A 17,849-nucleotide genomic window follows, 5' to 3' on the forward strand; every position below is an offset into this window, starting at 1 on the left:
GCGGTGTGGGTAACGCAGGCGCCTACAGCGACGCCTCCTGAATCGTGCCGGTATCGATTGCGCGCTCGATCAGGCCTTCGTCGCGCGCCTTGGCGATCGCATCGGCGACCAGTTTCTCCGGGTCCTCGATCTCCGCCTTCAGCGTGCCGATGAATCCGGACGCATCCAGAACCACCAGCGTCTTCGCAGAATCGGCGAGGCTGATGATTACGCGATGCGGCGTCGCCCCTTCGCCGAGACTCGCGCACAGTTGCGTGAGCTTGCCGCCGATCATTTGCTCGAAGTTCTGAATCATCATCTGCTCCCTTGAATGGCGCGGATTGGAACCCTGCTGGTAGCAGGATCCGGGCCGCGCCCTACAGGCCGCCGAGTCCGCTGCGCGGCGCGCGCGCGTTGTCGACGCTCAGACGCCCCGCGCCGGTGACGAACAGCAGCAGGAAACCGCCCGCGATTCCGATGTTCTTCCAGAAATGAATCACCATGTCGTGCTGCAGCGCAGGGTCGGTGATATTCCAGAAGTCGTGGCCGAGCACCGCGGTCGCGACCGTATACACCGCCATGATCAGCGCGAGCGGTCGCACCTTGAAGCCGATCACGAGCAGCAGGCCACCGAGCACCTCGACCGCGGTTGCGATCGGCGCGGCGATCTGCACGAACGGCACGCCCTTCGAATGCAGGTAGCCGACGAAGCCCGCATAGCCCAGCAGCTTCATCACCCCGCTCCACAGGAACAGCACGGAAAGCGCAAGACGGGCGATGAAAATAATGCCGAAATCGACGGGACGCGACATGGGGGACTCCTGTAATGAATAAGCAGCAGACCCGAATAGACGGGCTCAGTTCCCCGCCTCGCCCCTGAGCATATGTGCAATGGCGACGATTTCCAAGCCCGCTCAGGCTGGTGGATAGGTGGCGACCTCGATCAGGTTGCCGTCCGGATCGCGGCAATACACCGAGGTCATCTTGCCGCGCGCGCCGTCGCGCTCCACCGGCCCCGCCTCGATCGCGACGCCTTGCGCGAGCCAGTGCGCCTTGACTTCGTCCGGGCTCGCGGTGGTCACGAAGCACAGGTCGGCCGTGCCCGGCACCACCTCGCGCGACGTGAACCAGACGACGGTATCGGCCGACGCGGGACGCAGATTGATCTTCTGATTGCCGTAGGTCATCGCCACGCGCATGCCGCTGCGCGACATGAACTCGGTGCGTTGCATGCCGAGCATCCGCGCGTACCAGGCCGCGCTCGCTTCGACGTCAGCGACGTTCAGAACGAGATGATCGAGACCGTCTAGCTGGAAGCTCATGGTTTTGTCCCGATGAAGCGGGGAAGGTGGCCGCGACTATGCGCGCGGTGCGTCCGGCGCGAGCAACACGCCCTTCGTGAACACGAAGCAACCGTAGCCGCGCTCTTCGCCGGTCGCGATCACGCAGTATGCGCGGCGCGCACGCTCGTAAAACGCGAATCGCTCGATCGACACGAAGGGCACCTCGCGCCCCTCTCCCTCATTGACCTCGGCTTGCGCTTCGCGCTGCACGGCGGGAATCGTCTGCGGCTCGCCCACCACTTCCATGCGCGACGCGGGATGCTCGATGAAGGTGTCGAGCGGCAGCACCGACAGCACCGCGCGGATCGCGCGCGGCGAACTGACGCCGTCGAGCCGCAGCGGCCTGCCGAGCACGGTATCGCGCGCGACCGCGTCGGCCGGGAAGTTGGCGTCGCAGATCACGAGCTCGTCGCCGTGGCCCATCGAGCGCAGTGCGTGGAGGATATCGGCGTTCAGTAGCGGGTCCAGATTTTTCAGCACGGGGTCTCCTGGTCGTTCGGTTGGGAACATGCCGCGGCGGTGAGGTCGTGCGTGTCACGCGTCATCAGCACGACGATCGATTGTAGCAAGCGCGTCGCGGGTCTTGCGGCGCTGCGCTCGCACCGCATTGCCAGCGCAGCCATCCGACCAGAGCGAGCAGCACGAGCCCCGCGCCGCCGAGCACCGGCTCGCGCCAGCCGAACAGTGCGATGAACATGAACGCCCGCGCGCCGCCGAGCAGCGCAAAACCGGCGATCGCGCTCGATAACGCATCGAACGCGGCCGCGACGCGCAGCAACGCGAGATGGACTTGGGCGGGCCTGGCAGCGGCGGGGTCGTGCATGATCGTCTCCGTGAAAAGCGCCTCAGGCGGCGCCAGGGGTTTCGTCGAGGAAACCGGTGACCGCTTGCAAGCGTCCATGCGCGTCCACCACGCCGAAGTCCGAGCCCTTCACGATCGCCTCGCCAGCGGGCGTCGTCAGCGCCCACGAGAAGCGCAGACGATTCGCGAACCCGTCGACGTCGGTCGTACGGCGAAACGTGTGATGCGGAAAGCGCTCGTGCACCGCGCGGATCATCGCGTCGATGCCATCGTGGCCCGCCCCCGCCAGCAGCGGGTCGCGATAGTCGGCGTCGGCGCTCCACGTGGCCGCGATCAACTCGCGACGACGCGCGCCATCGGTCTCGTTCCAGGTGTCGAAATAACGGTCGATCAGATCGGTATGTGCATTCATCTCAAACTCCTCAATTGGCAGGACTGAGCGCTTCGCGCGTCATACGCATCGCATGCGGCGGGCTCGGAGTGAAGATTGACGGTTCGCGTGCACTGCGTCGATTACGTGGGAGGTAATCAAGCGGATGCAGCGTCGCTGTCACGCAGCGTCTTTCACTGTCCTTCACGCCAAATAGGCCATCCGGCCGAGTCGTCAAGAAACCTTTGCATCGCTAACCTCACGAAGCCTGCCGATGACTTCGCGAGGCGGGCAATGCAATGAACGGGAGGACGGCTTGGACCGCTTTATCGAGACACTTTTTTCGCTTGCACGACCGTATCCTCAAGGATACAATCATCCGCAGTTCGAAACACCGCGCGCGTACACGATCAACTGCACCGAGGAGTTCGATCGTTGGCTTCACGGCCTCACCGACCTCAAGGCCAAGGCGCAAATTCTCGTGCGAATCCGGCGCGCGGAACGCGGACTTTTCGGCGACGCGAAGTTGCTGGAAAACGGCGTGTTCGAGATGCGCATCGATTGCGGCCCGGGTTACCGGGTCTACTACGCGCGCGAGGGGCGCATGATGTATCTGCTGCTGTGCGGGGGTATCAAGTCCACGCAGCAGGCCGATATCAGGCATGCCGGAACAATGTGGGCAACCATCAGAAAGGAACGGTCATGAGCAAAATCAAAACGGCGCGCTTCGACGCATCGAAGTACCTCGACAACGACGAGATGGTCGCGGCCTATCTGAACGCCGCGCTCGACCAGGGCGACTCCGACCTGCTGCTCGCCGCCATTGCGGACATCGCCAAGGCACGCGGCATCACGAAGATCGCCGCGGCAGCGGGCCTGGGCCGCGAAAGCCTGTACAAGACACTCGCGCCCGGCTCCAAGCCACGCATGGACACGGTCCTCAAGCTGGCGGGTGCGATCGGCGTCAAATTCACCGCCGTGCCGCTGCGCATGGCCGCCGCCTGAGCCGGGCGCGGCGCTGGCCAGTGCGTCGCGCGAATTCACGCGTGGCGGCCGGGGCCGGCGCAATCGTTGGTGTGAAGCGACGGTATCGGCCGCACGTCGCGTTGGTTGAAATTGGCGGGGCATTACCTCTCAGGTAATCGATTGCCTGCACGCTTTGACTATCATCGGTGGCATGAACACACTCTCTATCGCACAAACGGCTTCGTCATCCCCGTCGAGAGGCACTCGGGCGGTCGGCGAACTTCTCCGCGAATGGCGGCAACGGCGGCGCATGAGTCAGCTGCTGCTCGCCACGGAGGCCGACATTTCGACGCGCCATCTGAGCTTTGTCGAATCGGGGCGCGCACTACCGAGCCGGGAAATGGTCATGCATCTCGCCGAGCGTCTCGACGTGCCATTGCGCGCGCGCAATGCCCTGCTCGTCGCGGCCGGTTACGCGCCGCTGTTCCGCGAACGTCCGCTCTCCGACCCGCAGCTCTCCGCCGCGCGCGAAGCCGTCGAACTGGTCCTCAAGGGACACGAGCCCTACCCGGCCCTCGCGATCGACCGGCATTGGACCATCGTCGCGACCAACAATGCGCTTGCGCCGTTGTTGAGCGGCGCGAGCCCCGAACTGCTCAAGCCGCCGGTCAACGCGCTGCGCCTGAGCCTGCATCCGCAAGGCATCGCGGCGTCGATCATCAACTGGCATGCATGGCGCGAGCATGTGCTGGCCCGGCTGCAACGGCAGATCGACGTCAGCGGCGACGACACGCTGAGCGCGCTGCGCGACGAACTGGCCGGCTATCCCGCGCCGCCGGGTGCCGACGCCTCGATGCCGGACGATGCCGTCCTCAACCAGATCGCCGTGCCATTGCGGCTGCGCACACCGCTTGGCGTGCTGTCGTTTTTCAGCACTACCACGGTGTTCGGCACGCCGGTGGACGTTACGCTGTCGGAACTCGCTATCGAGGCGTTCTTTCCAGCGGATCAGCAAACCGCGGCGGCGCTGCGCGAGTTTGCCGAACACCAGCGCGGCTAGTCTCTCGCGCACCCCGTCCGCCCGACCCAGCACGAACCAAGTGATATGTCCGTCAACGCCGACACCCTGCTCATCCGCCAACTCGGACCCGCCGACCGGGACGCCTATTTCCAGCTTCGTCTGCGCGGGCTGAAGGCGCATCCCGCTTCGTTCGGACAAAGCTACGATGAAGCGCTCGCGAAAGGCCCCGCGCAGCATGACGCGACGTTGCTGGGCTCGGAGGCGGAAGGCTCGTTCCTGCTTGGCGCGTATGCATCGGCGGATGCTCCGTTGATCGGCGTCGTCGGTCTGCGGCGCAACCAGGCTCACAAGGAACGTCACAAGGCGAACGTGGTCGGCATGTATGTCGCACAGGAAGCGGCTGGTCGTGGGGTCGGGCGTGCGCTGCTCAGCGAGTTGTTGACGCGCGCGGCGCGCGTCGACGGTTTGCGGCAGGTGCAACTGACCGTGGGTAGCCGCAACGACGCGGCGCGCAAACTGTATGAATCGCTCGGCTTTCGCAAATATGGGTGCGAAGTCGGCGCGTTGGACGTCAACGGCGTATTCCACGACGAGGATCTGATGGCGAGATTCCTCGCATAGCGCTCACCTGCGGCCGATTCCGGTGCCTCGGCAAGGTTGTAAATATCAGCGCTCAATGCAGCAACATCTGTCAGGCATCCTGCACGGCTCTGGCTCGTCGCCGTCTTCGTCGGCAACGTAATCTGCACACGTTTGCGACCGCTTTTCGATCTCGGGGCCGAATGCATCCGCCGGTCCGCCTGCCCATCAGCAATCGAGCCGTTACAAATCCCGCCCCAGTTTGCATAGTTGTAACTGGGGGCGCATCAACCCGTTACACCCCTCATCCGTCCCTCACACGCCATGAAAGACGAGTATTTATTACCGTCTTTTCCATCGCTTTCCATTTCCTTTCCAATTCAAAACGAATTTACCGATGGCCTCGCGGCCCGAATGCGCGGCCGGGACAAGCGCGCTAGATTCCCGCGCAGCAAGGGTTTTCATGGATTAGAGGCGACTCTCGGAAGGCTAAAAACCCAGTTGGCATCATTCATTACAACGACGTGAAAAACTTACCGAAAAATGGTGTGGCTTTTTGAGATATTTTTTTGTGAAGGGATTGATTTCTGGTTTTACCCTTCATACAATTCGTCCCGAGCTGTTACGAAATGTAACGTCTTGTATCAAATGTTCGCTGCCTGTAGCAGGTAGCAACATGTAGCCGGAGGCAGCGTTTCCGGCGAGGCAGAAAAGACATAACGGCGCAAAGCCGACATAGAAATTCGGGGCTTCGGAAACAGAGAAAATGGACCGTAGCAGCGAGACGCTGGATTCAATCCGCGAGATCAATTTGTCTTACATCATGCTCGCGCAACGTATGTTGCGCGAGGACAAACCGGTCGGAATGTTCCGGCTGGGACTGTCGTCGGAACTGGCTGATTTGCTTGCCGGGCTGTCGCTCGCGCAAATCGTCAAGCTGGCCTCTTCCGACCAGCTTTTGTGCTTCTTCCGCTTCAACGACCACGCGATGCTGTCGGCGTTGACGCAAACGACGAAGCACGCCGCAGTTGCACCGACCCACACGGCGATTCTGCTTGCGGGCCAGCCCGCCGAGCAATTTGCCTGATCGAGATGACTGCAATGCTCAAGCGAAGCCTGACCGAAGATGCACAGGAAGTATTTCGCGCGATCGCACTGATCGAGCTCGGCGCCCGCATGCAGGTGCTAGAGAGCGAGCTCACGCTGTCGCGCGACCGTAGGATCCGCCTGTATCGTGAGGTCAAGGGCGTATCGCCGCCCAAGGGCATGCTGCCGTTTTCGGCGGACTGGTATATGACGTGGCTCGCGAACATTCACGCGTCGCTGTTCTACAACACGTACCTGTTCCTGAAGAACGAAGCGCGCTGCTCGCATCTGGATGCGCTGACCAAGGGATATCGGTTGTATCTCGAGCACTGTCAGCACAGCGAAACCGAGCCGGTGCTCGATCTGACGCGCGCGTGGACGCTCGTGCGTTTCTTCGACGCGGACATCCTGCAGCTGACCAAGTGCTGCCGCTGTACCGGCAAGTTCGTCGCGCATAAGCACGACCTGCAGCACAACGTCGTGTGCGGCGCGTGCCAGCCGCCGTCGCGTGCCGGCAAGACGAAGAAGGCAGCCGCCGCGCGCCGGGAAGCGCTCGGTGCGGCACAGGCCGCGCAGGCCGCCTGACCGCTCGAGGCGCCCGTCGCGAGACGCGGCCAACCCGTTTCAAACCGAAGCTCACGTGGATCCGCGCAATGATTGAACTGCGCGGATTTTTTTTCGCCTTCGCGCCGGGCCAACCGGCGTTCAAATGAATCTTCGCCGCCGGTCAGCTCAACCGGCCAGCCCCACCGTCTGGACGACGAGCCACAGATTCGCGGCACTGATCACAACAAATAGCGTCCACACGAGCAGGCGCGTCGGCAGCGTGTTGGCGAATTCGCCCATCAGCGAACGGTCGCTCGTCATGCGGATCAGCGGATAAAGTGCGAACGGCAGTTGCAGGCTCAGCACGACCTGACTCGCGACGAGCAGTTGACCGACCGCGCCATTGCCGAGCATTCGCACGCCGATCAGCGCCGGAATCAGCGCGAGCGCTCGCGTGATGAAGCGCCGCTGCCAGCACGGAATCTTCATCTTCAGGAAGCCTTCCATGATGACCTGCCCCGCCACGGTGCCGGTGAACGTCGAGCTTTGTCCCGACGCGAGCAGCGTGATCGCGAACAGGAACGCGGCGAAGCCGGTGCCGACGATTGGCGCTAGCAGCCGGTAGGCGTCCTCGATCTGCGTGACCTGGTTGTGGCCCGTCGCATGAAACGCGGCGGCCGCGAGAATCAGGATCGCCATGTTGATCAGCGCCGCGAGCACGAGCGATGCGATCGTGTCGATACGCGACATGCCGATCGCCGAGCGGATGCTGGCCGAATCGCGCTTCACCGCGCGCGTCTGTACGATGGACGAGTGCAGATACAGGTTGTGCGGCATCACCGTCGCGCCGAGAATGCCGATCGCGAGATACATCGGCTCGCGCGAATTCAACGCCTGCCACGACGGAATCAGCCCTTGCGCGACCGACGGCCAATGCGGCCTGACGAGCGCAAGCTCGATGATGTAGCCGACGCCGATCGTCGCGATCAGGCCGAGCATGATCGCTTCGAGATCGCGAAAATTCTTGCCCTTCAGGCCGAGCACGATCAGCGTGTCGAACGCGGTGAGCAACACGCCGGTGGTCAGCGAGCAGTTGAACAGCAGATGAAACGCAAGCGCGCCGCCGAGCACTTCGGCGAGATCGCAGGCGATGATCGACAGCTCCGCGAGCAGCCACTGCGCACGCGCGACGCCCGGCGAATAGCGCGTGCTCGACAGTTGCGCGAGGTCGCGCCCGGTCGCGATACCGAGCCGCATGCTCAGGCATTGCAGCGCCATCGCCGCGAGGCTCGACAGCAGCACGACGAATAGCAGACTGTAGCCGAAGCGCGAACCGGCTTCGATCGCGGTGGCCCAGTTGCCCGGGTCCATATAGCCGATCGATATCAGCAGGCCGGGCCCCGCGAATTGCAGAATCTTCTTCCAGAACGGCGCGCCCGCGGAGACGGCGACCGAGCCCTGGACCTCGGACGGACAGAACGGCGCTGTGGCGGTTGTAGGTAGTTTGAACAGCAAGCCGGAAATCTCTCGAGAGGAATCGACGCGACGCCTCGGGCGGGCGTCGCAAACGGCCTCAAGTGTACAGAGAAACCTCCGGCAATGTCCCGCTCAGCGCGTAGCGGCCGACGTCGCGCACGCGGTAGTCGAGCGGATCGTGCAGCGTGTGCACGCGCGCGTTGCGCCAGAAACGATCGAGCGCGAGCGGCGCATGAGTCGCGCGTGCGCCGCAGGCGTCGAAAAGCTTTTCGCCGATGTCGAGCGCCGCCCGATGCGCGACGATCTTCGCTTCCGATGTTGCGAGCGCGACCCGCGCACGGCTCTCGGCATCGAGCGTTGCGCGTTGCTGCCACGCTTCGTCGAGCGCGTTTGCGGCGCGCTCGGCCAGCGCCGCGGCGCTGACCGTCTGGATATGCATTTCGCCGAAGCGCTGGATCAGGTAGGGGTCGTCGGTCGCTTTGGCGACGCCGGACGCGATCCACGGCCGGCCATGTTCGTGCACGTACGCTCGCGCTTCTTCGAGCGCGCCCTGCGCGATCCCGACGAACAGATTGGTCAGCACCTGTTGCGAGATCAGCGTGCGCAGGCTCGCGTGCGGCGTGTCGGGTCGTTCGAGCACCTCTTGCGGCTCGACCCTGACCCGCGCGAACGACACGCTGCCGCTGTCGGTCTGCCGCTGGCCGATCGGGTCCCAGTCATCGTGAACGGTGATGCCTTCGCGCGTGGTCGGCACCGCCGCGAATACGGGTTTGCCGGTCGATGGATCGTGCGCGGACACGGTCATCATCTGCGAGCCGCGCGTACCGGAACAGAAGCCTTTCTCGCCGTCGAGCAGGTAGCCGCCATCGTGCGTCGATGTAGCAACGAGACGCGCATCCAGTGGATTCACCGCATTGCCCCACCACCAGCGATGCTCGACGGTGCCGCGCAGATATTTCTCGCGCTGCCGTGAATTGCCCCACAGGTCGATGCTGACCACCTGCAGACAGGTGAAGCCGACCAGATGCGCGAGCGCGCTATCGACGCGCGCAAGCTCACGCACCACGTCGTAGATCGCGGACCAGCGCGCGCCCGCGCCGCCGAATTCGCGCGGCACGGCGAGCGTCAGCAGGCCCGCGTCGGCGATCCACTGCTTCTGCTGCGCGGCGTGACCGCCTTCGCGATCGCGCTGCGCGGCGCTCGCGCGCAACGCGGCGAGCAGTGTGGTGAGGTCGCGCGCGCAATCCTGATGCTGCTGCTCGCGAAACTGCTCGATGCCGTCATGCACGAAAGTCACTGGCTTGCCCTAGGTTCGTCGTTGGCTGGATCGGACGATGATAGGGAGCCGCGCGCACGTGGTCTACGAAGCGATTTGCACAAGGAAAGCGCGAAAAACGATTTGCATGAAAAACGCCGGGCGGCGCTTGCGCGCGGCCCGGCGTGATTGATGAGCTTGATGAAGCGCTTGCTACAGGTTAGTAATTCAGCGCTTCGCCACTTGCTGTGGCGCCGAAACGGCTGCAGCTTCAGCCGCGGAACCGGAGGCACCGACCGGCACCGGCACCGCCCCCACCGCCGTACTCCCCGCCGTCACATCGCCCCAACCGCCACCGAGCGCGCGAATCAGATTCACGGTTGCAACAGCCTGCGTGCCCGCCAGATGGCTCGCCTGCAATTGCGACTGCAGCACCTGCCGCTCACCATCGATCACGTCGAGATAGCTGACAGCGCCCTCCGTGTACTGCGTGCGCGACAGATGCGCGGCGCGCTGCGATGCCTCGACCGCGTCGTTCTGCTCGCGCATCTGATCGTCGAGCAAACGCAGATCGGCGAGATTGTCTTCGACTTCACGGAACGCCACGAGCACCTGCTGGCGATATTGAGCGACGTCCTCGTCGTACTTCGAACGCGCCTGAGCGAGATTGGCCTTGCGACGGCCGCCGTCGAAGATCGGCATCGTCAGCGCGGTACCTACGGCCGGACCGAGGATGAACGCGCGGCTAGACCACATGAACAGATCGCCGAGCGTCGCGGATTCAAAGCCGAACGCACCGGTGATGTCGAGCTTCGGGAAGAACGCCGACTTCGCGAGCCCGACGCGGGCATTCGCTGCCTGCATCGCGCGTTCGGCCGCTGCGATGTCAGGCCTGCGTTCGAGCAGCGCCGACGGCAAACCGGCCGGCACGCGCACCGTCACCAGCGCGAGCGGTTGTTCCGCGAACGTGAAATCCGCGGGCGGCTTGCCGAGCAGAATCGCGAGGCTATGCTCGGAGGCCGCCCGCTGCCGCGCGACGCCGACCGCATCGGCACGCGCGCTGGCGAGCTCGTTACGCGAACGCGACAGATCCAGCTCGCTGATATCGCCTTCCTTGAAGCGCCGCTGGACGAGCTTCAGCGTCTCCTCGCGCAACGCGACGGTGCGGCGGTACAGCTCCTGGTCCGTGTCGAGCTCGCGCAACTGGAAGTAGTTCTGCGCGACGTCGGCCTGCAACGACAGCTGCACCGAACGGAACAGCGCTTCGCTCTGCTGCTCGTCCGAACGCGCCGCGTTCACGTTCGAGCTGACGCGCCCGAACAGATCCGCTTCATACGATGCGCCGACCTGCGCGCGCCAGATCGTGCCGGTCGTGCCGCCCGCACTGTCCGGCTGGAATTGCGATGCCGCCGACGCGCGTTCGCGCGTCGGGCCGAAGCCCGCGTCGAGCTTCGGGAACCAGTCGGACTTCGCGGCCTGCGTGACCGCGCGTGCCTGCTGCACGCGCGCGGCCGCGGCCTTCAGGTCCTGGTTCGCCGCGGCAGCTTGTTCTTCGAGCGCGTCGAGTTGCGGGTCGCCGAACACCTTCCACCATTCGCCGCGCAGCGCATTGTCGGCGGGTTCGGCCGGCTTCCACGTGCCGTTGTTTTGTGCCGCCCCGGCCGAACCAGGCGCCGCGCCCGACGCCGCCGCAGCCGACGTCTTCACCGCGGGCGCTTCCTTGAACGCCGCCGGCGTATCGACGTCGGGACGCTTGTACGTCGGCTCGACCGAGCAAGCGGCCAGCAGCGCAATCAGCAAACCGCTCGCGGCCGCGCGGCCCCATCCGCGCAAGGATGCAAAGCGAGATTCAAAGCGTTTCATTGTTGTTTTCTCCTCAGGCGTCCGTAACGGGCGCGCCATAGCGCGGCGCATCCTTCTGCGCGACGTGTATCGTCCCGCCCGCGAGCGAACGCAGCACCACATAGAACACCGGCGTCAGCATCAGGCCGAACAGCGTGACGCCGAGCATGCCGAAGAACACCGCGACGCCCATCGCGTGACGCATCTCCGAGCCCGCGCCGCTCGACAGCACCAGCGGCACCACGCCCATGATGAAAGCGATCGACGTCATCAGAATCGGCCGCAGACGCAGACGGCTCGCTTCGATCGCGGCCTGCAGCGGACTGCGTCCATCGTGTTCGAGCTCACGCGCGAACTCGACGATCAGAATCGCGTTCTTCGCCGACAAGCCCACCAGCACCATCAAACCGATCTGCGTGAAGATGTTGTTGTCGCCGCCGGTGAGCCACACGCCGGTCAGCGCGGACAGCACGCTCATCGGCACGATCAGGATCACCGCGAGCGGCAGCGTCAGGCTTTCGTACAACGCCGCGAGCACGAGGAACACGAGCAGCACGCTGATCGGGAACACCCACAGGCCCGCGTTGCCGGCGAGGATCTGCTGATACGTGAGGTCGGTCCATTCGAGCTTCACGCCGCGCGGCAGCACTTCGGCGGCCACGCGCTCGGCCGCGGCCTGCGCCTGTCCCGACGAGAAGCCGGGCGCCGGGCCGCCGTTGATGTCGGCCGCCGTGTAGCCGTTGTAGCGCACCACCATCTCCGGCCCGTAGGTCGGTGTCACCGTGACGAGCGACGACAACGGCACCATCTCGCCCGCCGCGTTGCGCGTCTTCAGTTGCAGGATGTCGTCGGCGCGTTGACGGAACGGCGCATCCGCCTGCACACGCACCTGATACACGCGGCCGAAACGGTTGAAGTCGTTCACGTACAGCGAGCCCAGGTAAATCTGCATCGTGTCGAACACGTCCGTGACCGGCACGCCGAGCTGCTTCGCCTTCACGCGATCGAGATCGACGTTCAGTTGCGGCACGTTGATCTGATAGCTGGAGAATGTCGGCCCAAGTTCGGGCGTTTGCGCCGCGCGCTTCACGAATGCTTCGGCAGCTTTGTTCAGTTCGGCGTAGCCGACCGCGCCGTGATCCTCGAGCTGCATCTTGAAGCCACCGAGCGTGCCGAGCCCGAGCACCGGCGGTGGCGGAAACACCGCGACGAACGAGTCCTTGATCGCGCCGTACTGCTGGTTCAATGCACCGGCAATCGCGCCCGCCGACAGCTTCTTGTCGCCGCGATCCTTGAACGGCTTCAGCGTGACGAACACGATGCCCGCGCTCGAACTATTCGTGAAGCCATTCACCGACAGACCCGGGAACGCCACCGCGCTTTCGACGCCCTGCTGCTTCAGCGCGATCGAACTCATATCGCGGATCACCTTCTCCGTGCGATCGAGCGACGCACCGTTCGGCAACTGCGCGAATGCGATCAGATACTCCTTGTCCTGCGCGGGCACGAAGCCGCCCGGCACGATCCGCGCCATCAATACGGTTGCACCGACGAGGATCGCGTACACCGCGAGCATCGCGCCCTTGCGGCGCAGCACACCGGTCACGCCGCGGCCATAGGCTTCCGAACCACGATGAAAGACCTTGTTGAAACGCTTGAAGAAGCCGCCGAGCACACGGTTCATCACACGCGTCAGCCAGTCCTCCTTCTCGCCGTGGCTGCGCAACAGCAGCGCGGACAACGCCGGCGACAGCGTCAGCGAATTGAACGCCGAGATCACCGTCGAGATCGCGATGGTCATCGCGAACTGCTTGTAGAACTGGCCCGTGAGACCCGTCATGAACGCGAGCGGCACGAACACGGCGACGAGCGTCAGCGCAATCGCGATGATCGGCCCGCTCACTTCGCGCATCGCCTTGTAGGTCGCATCGCGCGCACTGAGCCCGCTTTCGATGTTGCGCTCGACGTTCTCCACCACGACGATCGCATCGTCGACGACGATACCGATCGCGAGCACCATGCCGAACAACGACAACGCGTTGATCGAGAAACCGAACGCCAGCAGCAGCGAGAACGTGCCGACGATCGACACCGGCACCGCGATCAACGGGATGATCGACGCGCGCCACGTCTGCAGGAACACGATCACGACGATCACGACCAGCGCGATCGCTTCGAGCAGCGTGTGGATCACCGCCTCGATACTCGAACGCACGAACTGCGTCGGGTCGTAGACGATCCGGTATTCGACGCCGGCCGGCATGTCTACCGCGAGCTCCTTCATAGCCGCGCGCACCTGCTCCGAAATTTCGAGCGAGTTCGCGCCCGGCGCCTGATTGATCGCGAGCGCAACCGCGGGCTTGTTGTCGAGCAACGAACGCAGGCCGTATTCCGACGCCGCGAGCTCAATCCGCGCGATATCACGCAGATAGGTCACGCCGCCATCGGGCGCGGTCTTCACGATGATGTCGCCGAACTCGCTCTCGGTCTTCAAACGGCCGCGCGCATTCACCGACAACTGCAGTTGCGTGCCGGGCACCGACGGCGATGCACCGATCACACCGGCCGCCACCTGGATGTTCTGCTCGCGAATCGAGTTGACGACTTCAGTTGCGGTGAGACCGCGTTGCGCGACTTTCTGCGGATCGAGCCAGATACGCATCGCGTAGTCGCCCGAGCCCCACAACTGCACTTCGCCGACGCCCTGAATCCGCGCGAGCCGATCCTTCACGTTCAGCAGCGCGTAATTGCGCAGATACGTCATGTCGTAGCGATCGTTCGGCGAGATCAGGTGCACGACCATCGTCAGCGTCGGCGAACTCTTGATCGTCGTCACACCGAGCCGCTGCACATCTTCCGGCAGACGCGGCAGCGCCTGATTGACGCGGTTCTGCACGAGCTGCGTCGCGAGGTCGGGATTGGTGCCGAGCTTGAAGGTGACCGTCAGCGTCAGATTGCCGTCGCTATTCGCCTGCGACTGCATGTACAGCATGTTCTCGACACCATTGATCTGCTCTTCGAGCGGAGCTGCGACCGCCTCCGCGATGACCTTCGGATTCGCGCCCGGATACTGCGCGTGCACCACCACCGAAGGCGGCACGACTTCCGGGTACTCGGAGATGGGCAGCTTGAACAGCGAGATGATGCCCCCAAGCAGGATCAATACCGATAGCACGCCTGCAAAGATCGGGCGATCGATGAAGAATTTGGATATGTTCATTGGAAGCTCTTAACTTTGGAACATGCGCGTTGGAACACGCGGCTCACGAATTGCCCTTCGCGCCGGTGTCCGCCGCCGCCTTGCCGTGCGATTGTGCGAGCGCTGCGCTGTTCGGGTCGTCGTCGGTCGTCATCGGCACCATGTGCGCGCGCACCGCATCGCCGGGGCGCACACGCTGAACGCCGTTGACGACGATGCGGTCGCCCGCCTTCAAACCGTCCTTGACGACACGCAGATTGCCCTGCATCGAACCGGTCGTGATCTCGCGATAAACCACGTGGTTGCCTTGATCGACGACCAGCACGAACTTCTTGTCCTGGTCGGTGCCGACCGCGGCATCGTCGATCAACAGCGCCGGATGCGGGGCGCTGCCGCCCACCTTGACGCGTGCGTAGAGGCCCGGAATCAGCGCACCGTCCGCGTTGTCGAACTTCGCGCGCACGCGGATCGTGCCCGACGACGTATCGAGGCGGTTGTCGACCGACTCGATCGTGCCGCTGCGCGAGTAGCCGGATTCATCGGCGAGACCGAGTTCGACCGGCACCTTGCCGCCGTCCTTCGCGCGGCTCAGGTATTGCAGATAGGTCTGCTCGTCCGCGTCGAACGATGCGTAGATCGGCGACACCGACACGAGCGTGGTCAGCGGCGCCGAGCTGGCGCCGGCCGACACGACGTTGCCGACCGTGATCTCCGCGCGCGACACGCGGCCCGATACCGGCGCGACGATCTTCGTGTAGCCGAGATTGATCCGCGCGGTTTCGAGCGCGGCTTGCGCGGCCTTCAGGTTCGCGCTCGCCTCGCGCGCGGCGTTCTGCTTCTCGTCGTAGTCGCGCTTGGCGATCGCGTTGTCGACGATCAGCCGTTGCGCGCGTTCCCAGTCGCTTTGCGTGTAGCCGGTGCGCGCCTGCGCGGCCGCGAGCTGCGCTTCCGCGCGATCGACTTCGGCCGCGTAGGGACGCGGATCGATGACGAACAGCGTGTCACCCTGCTTCACCAGCGCGCCGTCCTTGAAGTTGACCGACACGATCGTGCCTGGCACCTGCGAACGCACGTCCACTTTCTGAACGGCTTCGAGACGGCCCGAATACGACTGCCAGTCGGTGATGGTCTTCTGCACGACGGTCGCCACGTCGACTTCCGGCACGATGGTCGGCGCGGCCGGCGAACTGGCATCCACACGGATCGCGCCGAACGTGCCCAGCCCGGCAAGAACGACGACCACTAGCGCGGCAAGCGCCACGCGGCGGCGGGAAAGAGGAAGGATAGTCATGTGTAGCTCCCGGTATCGTTGATTGAATTTCTGTTTATCGATGAGCGCGCGCATCGAAGCGCCACTGGAAAAAGCGCACCGCTTCCTGCAAAGCGGGCGGATGATCGGCGAGCGCCGCGTGCGACACGCTCGGGAAGCGCACCACCTGGGTCTGCACGCCCGCGTCGATCAGATTGCTTGCATACTTTTCGGCCTCGACATGCAGCACGTCGTTCTGCGCGGTCGCGATCAGCGTGGCTGGCAACCCGGCGAGCCGCGACGATTCGAGCGGCGCCGCATACGGATGCATGCGCTGCGACGCTTGCGGCAGATACGCGCGATAACACGCGGCGCACTCGCGCGCGGTGATGTCCGAACCGAGCCGCTTCTCGTCGCCAAGCCGCGTCAGGCTCGGGTCGAGCATCGGACCGAACAGCGCCTGCGCGCTGATCTGCACGTCGCCACGATCGCGCGCAATGAACGCCAGACAATTGGCGAGTTGGCCGCCCGCGTCATGGCCCGCCACACCGATCTTTCTGCTATTGCCACCAAACGCTCGCGCCCGCGTCTGCACCCACAGCGCCGCGCGATGCGCATCTTCCGGCGCGGCTGGAAACGGAAACCGCGGCGCGAGCGAATAGCCGACCGACACCACCAGCGCCGGTAAGCGTTCTGCGAAATACCGCGCGGCGAAGTCCGCGCATTCGATCGAACCTTTCGTAAAGCCGCCGCCGTGAAAATAAAGCAATACCGGCAATGCGGTTTTTTTCGTCAGCCGATACAGGCGCAACGTAATGGGCTGAGCGTACCCGTCGATACCCACGTCGGTGACTTCAAGCGTTGCGTCATTGGCCTCAGCGTCAGTGTCTTCGGCGCAAACGCCGATGGAAACGGACGGGTACGGCGATTTGAATGCATCCATGTCGAGCCGCGCAAATGCGCATAGAACTTCAATGGTGCGAATTGTGGGTTCAGCAGACTCGCAAATAAATGCCTATAATCCGGCAACACAATTCGGTGCCTTTGAACAATCCCATTGCGATTGTTTTTGCGGACCATTCCCGCCTGCGCACCCGCCCCTACTGGAGGTTTGCAATGGACCGGCTTCAGGCCATGCAAGTGTTCACACGTGTCGTCGACACCAACAGCTTTACCCGCGCAGCGGAGACGCTCGACCTGCCGCGCGCATCGGTTACTACGATTATTCAGAATCTCGAAGCGTTTCTCGGCACGCGGCTGATGCACCGGACCACCCGCCGTCTTTCGCTCACGCCCGATGGCGCCGCGTACTACGAGCGCTGCGTGCGCATCCTTGCTGACGTCGAAGAGACCGAGGCGAGTTTCCAGAGCGGCAACAAGAAGCCGCACGGCAAGCTGCGCATCGACATGCCGGGCTCGATTGGCCGTCTGCTCGTGATTCCGGCGCTGTGCGAATTCCATACGCGCTATCCGGACATCGATCTGCAACTGGGCCTGACCGACCGGCCCGTCGATCTGCTGCAGGAAGGCGTGGATTGCGTGGTACGCGTCGGCGCGCTGCAGGATTCGTCACTGGTCGCACGCCGCATCGGTCTGTTCGAGGGCGTGACCTGCGCGTCACCCGAGTACATCAAACGCGCGGGCATGCCCACTTCGCTCGAGGATCTCGAGAATCACAAAGCCGTCAACTACTTCTCCAGCCGCACGGGACGAACACTCGATTGGGCGTTCCTCGTGAACGGCAACGAGGTGGAAGTGAAAATGAAGGGGATCGTGTCGGTCAACGACGCCGACGCTTACGTGACCTGCGGACTCGAAGGCTTCGGTCTGATTCAGCCCGCGCTCTTCATGGTGCTGCCGCATCTGCGCTCGGGCCAGCTCGTCGAAGTACTGCCGGAACTGAAACCTTTGCCGATGCCGATTTCGGCAGTCTATCCGCACAGTCGTCATCTGTCGCCGAAAGTCCGCGTTTTCGTAGACTGGATTGCGGAGCTGTTCGACCGGTGCCCGTTGCTGAGCGGACGCGGCAGTCTCGACGCCACCTGCACGAAGCGCACGTTCGAGCAGCGCGAGTCCGCGCCGGCACTCGACACGCCGGTGATGTCAGAATGGGTCGCCTGAAGTACGCTAATTGAA

The 17,849-nt window shown here is 63.9% G+C and carries 19 protein-coding genes; 7 read left to right on the plus strand and 12 right to left on the minus strand.

The genetic code is table 11. The features are described from left to right. Window positions 1-22: 22 nt before the first annotated feature. The 6 genes from QFZ94_RS05185 to QFZ94_RS05210 all read right to left on the minus strand — a co-directional run bounded on the left by QFZ94_RS05185 (window position 23) and on the right by QFZ94_RS05210 (window position 2,536). Window positions 23-295: a hypothetical protein gene (locus QFZ94_RS05185; protein WP_368582483.1), complete on the minus strand. Its 273-nt coding sequence runs from the start codon at window positions 293-295 to the stop codon at window positions 23-25. 61 nt (window positions 296-356) lie between these two features. Beyond that, window positions 357-791: a DoxX family protein gene (locus QFZ94_RS05190; RefSeq protein WP_176379340.1), complete on the minus strand. Its 435-nt coding sequence runs from the start codon at window positions 789-791 to the stop codon at window positions 357-359. Between the two features lie 102 nt (window positions 792-893). After that, window positions 894-1,301 (minus strand): VOC family protein, encoded by a 408-nt coding sequence (locus QFZ94_RS05195; protein ID WP_429455799.1) that lies wholly within the window; start codon window positions 1,299-1,301, stop codon window positions 894-896. A gap of 36 nt (window positions 1,302-1,337) precedes the next feature. Continuing rightward, complete coding sequence (locus tag QFZ94_RS05200; protein ID WP_368582341.1) at window positions 1,338-1,802, minus strand: RbsD/FucU family protein; 465 nt, start codon at window positions 1,800-1,802, stop codon at window positions 1,338-1,340. A 64-nt stretch (window positions 1,803-1,866) separates the two neighbouring features. Continuing rightward, complete coding sequence (locus QFZ94_RS05205) at window positions 1,867-2,145, minus strand: hypothetical protein (RefSeq protein ID WP_368582340.1); 279 nt, start codon at window positions 2,143-2,145, stop codon at window positions 1,867-1,869. A 22-nt stretch (window positions 2,146-2,167) separates the two neighbouring features. Continuing rightward, window positions 2,168-2,536 (minus strand): nuclear transport factor 2 family protein, encoded by a 369-nt coding sequence (locus QFZ94_RS05210; protein ID WP_176379337.1) that lies wholly within the window; start codon window positions 2,534-2,536, stop codon window positions 2,168-2,170. 274 nt (window positions 2,537-2,810) lie between these two features. On the opposite strand from QFZ94_RS05210, the gene QFZ94_RS05215 reads away from it, so the two are divergent. From QFZ94_RS05215 to flhC, 6 genes are all read left to right on the plus strand, one after another. After that, window positions 2,811-3,200: a type II toxin-antitoxin system RelE/ParE family toxin gene (locus QFZ94_RS05215; RefSeq protein ID WP_429455800.1), complete on the plus strand. Its 390-nt coding sequence runs from the start codon at window positions 2,811-2,813 to the stop codon at window positions 3,198-3,200. After that, window positions 3,197-3,499 (plus strand): addiction module antidote protein, encoded by a 303-nt coding sequence (locus QFZ94_RS05220; protein ID WP_368582337.1) that lies wholly within the window; start codon window positions 3,197-3,199, stop codon window positions 3,497-3,499. Before QFZ94_RS05215 ends, QFZ94_RS05220 begins: the two co-directional genes overlap by 4 nt. 172 nt (window positions 3,500-3,671) lie before the next feature. Continuing rightward, window positions 3,672-4,520 (plus strand): helix-turn-helix domain-containing protein, encoded by an 849-nt coding sequence (locus QFZ94_RS05225; protein WP_429455801.1) that lies wholly within the window; start codon window positions 3,672-3,674, stop codon window positions 4,518-4,520. Window positions 4,521-4,565: 45 nt separating this feature from the next. Further along, window positions 4,566-5,102, plus strand: coding sequence for a GNAT family N-acetyltransferase (locus tag QFZ94_RS05230; protein WP_368582335.1), 537 nt, complete (start codon window positions 4,566-4,568; stop codon window positions 5,100-5,102). 724 nt (window positions 5,103-5,826) lie between these two features. Next, entirely contained in the window at window positions 5,827-6,147 is a 321-nt protein-coding gene (flhD, locus tag QFZ94_RS05235) for a flagellar transcriptional regulator FlhD (RefSeq protein ID WP_018434215.1), read from the plus strand. A gap of 14 nt (window positions 6,148-6,161) precedes the next feature. Next, window positions 6,162-6,731, plus strand: coding sequence for a flagellar transcriptional regulator FlhC (gene flhC, locus QFZ94_RS05240; RefSeq protein WP_429455802.1), 570 nt, complete (start codon window positions 6,162-6,164; stop codon window positions 6,729-6,731). 147 nt (window positions 6,732-6,878) lie between these two features. On the opposite strand, the gene QFZ94_RS05245 is transcribed toward flhC, so the two are convergent. The 6 genes from QFZ94_RS05245 to QFZ94_RS05270 form a co-directional block, all read right to left on the minus strand. Next, the gene (locus QFZ94_RS05245) at window positions 6,879-8,207 is read right to left on the minus strand and encodes an Nramp family divalent metal transporter (RefSeq protein WP_410849472.1); all 1,329 of its coding nucleotides are present in this window, start codon (window positions 8,205-8,207) and stop codon (window positions 6,879-6,881) included. Window positions 8,208-8,265: 58 nt separating this feature from the next. Beyond that, window positions 8,266-9,465, minus strand: a complete 1,200-nt coding sequence (locus QFZ94_RS05250; RefSeq protein ID WP_429455803.1) for an acyl-CoA dehydrogenase family protein — start codon at window positions 9,463-9,465, stop codon at window positions 8,266-8,268. Window positions 9,466-9,651: 186 nt separating this feature from the next. Then, window positions 9,652-11,286 carry an efflux transporter outer membrane subunit gene (locus QFZ94_RS05255; protein WP_429455804.1) on the minus strand — a complete coding sequence of 545 codons (1,635 nt, stop codon included), beginning with the start codon at window positions 11,284-11,286 and terminating at the stop codon, window positions 9,652-9,654. A gap of 13 nt (window positions 11,287-11,299) precedes the next feature. Next, window positions 11,300-14,485, minus strand: a complete 3,186-nt coding sequence (locus QFZ94_RS05260) for an efflux RND transporter permease subunit (protein ID WP_429455805.1) — start codon at window positions 14,483-14,485, stop codon at window positions 11,300-11,302. A gap of 43 nt (window positions 14,486-14,528) precedes the next feature. Then, on the minus strand, window positions 14,529-15,755 hold the full coding sequence (locus QFZ94_RS05265) for an efflux RND transporter periplasmic adaptor subunit (RefSeq protein ID WP_410849475.1): 1,227 nt from the start codon (window positions 15,753-15,755) through the stop codon (window positions 14,529-14,531). A 34-nt stretch (window positions 15,756-15,789) separates the two neighbouring features. Next, the gene (locus QFZ94_RS05270; RefSeq protein WP_429455806.1) at window positions 15,790-16,656 is read right to left on the minus strand and encodes an alpha/beta hydrolase; all 867 of its coding nucleotides are present in this window, start codon (window positions 16,654-16,656) and stop codon (window positions 15,790-15,792) included. A 173-nt stretch (window positions 16,657-16,829) separates the two neighbouring features. Between QFZ94_RS05270 and QFZ94_RS05275 the strand changes: the two genes are divergently transcribed. Then, window positions 16,830-17,834 carry a LysR family transcriptional regulator gene (locus QFZ94_RS05275; protein ID WP_410849476.1) on the plus strand — a complete coding sequence of 335 codons (1,005 nt, stop codon included), beginning with the start codon at window positions 16,830-16,832 and terminating at the stop codon, window positions 17,832-17,834. The last annotated feature ends 15 nt before the right edge of the window (window positions 17,835-17,849 follow it).

Source organism: Paraburkholderia sp. JPY465 (assembly GCF_050436725.1).
Taxonomy (GTDB): Bacteria; Pseudomonadota; Gammaproteobacteria; order Burkholderiales; family Burkholderiaceae; genus Paraburkholderia; species Paraburkholderia youngii.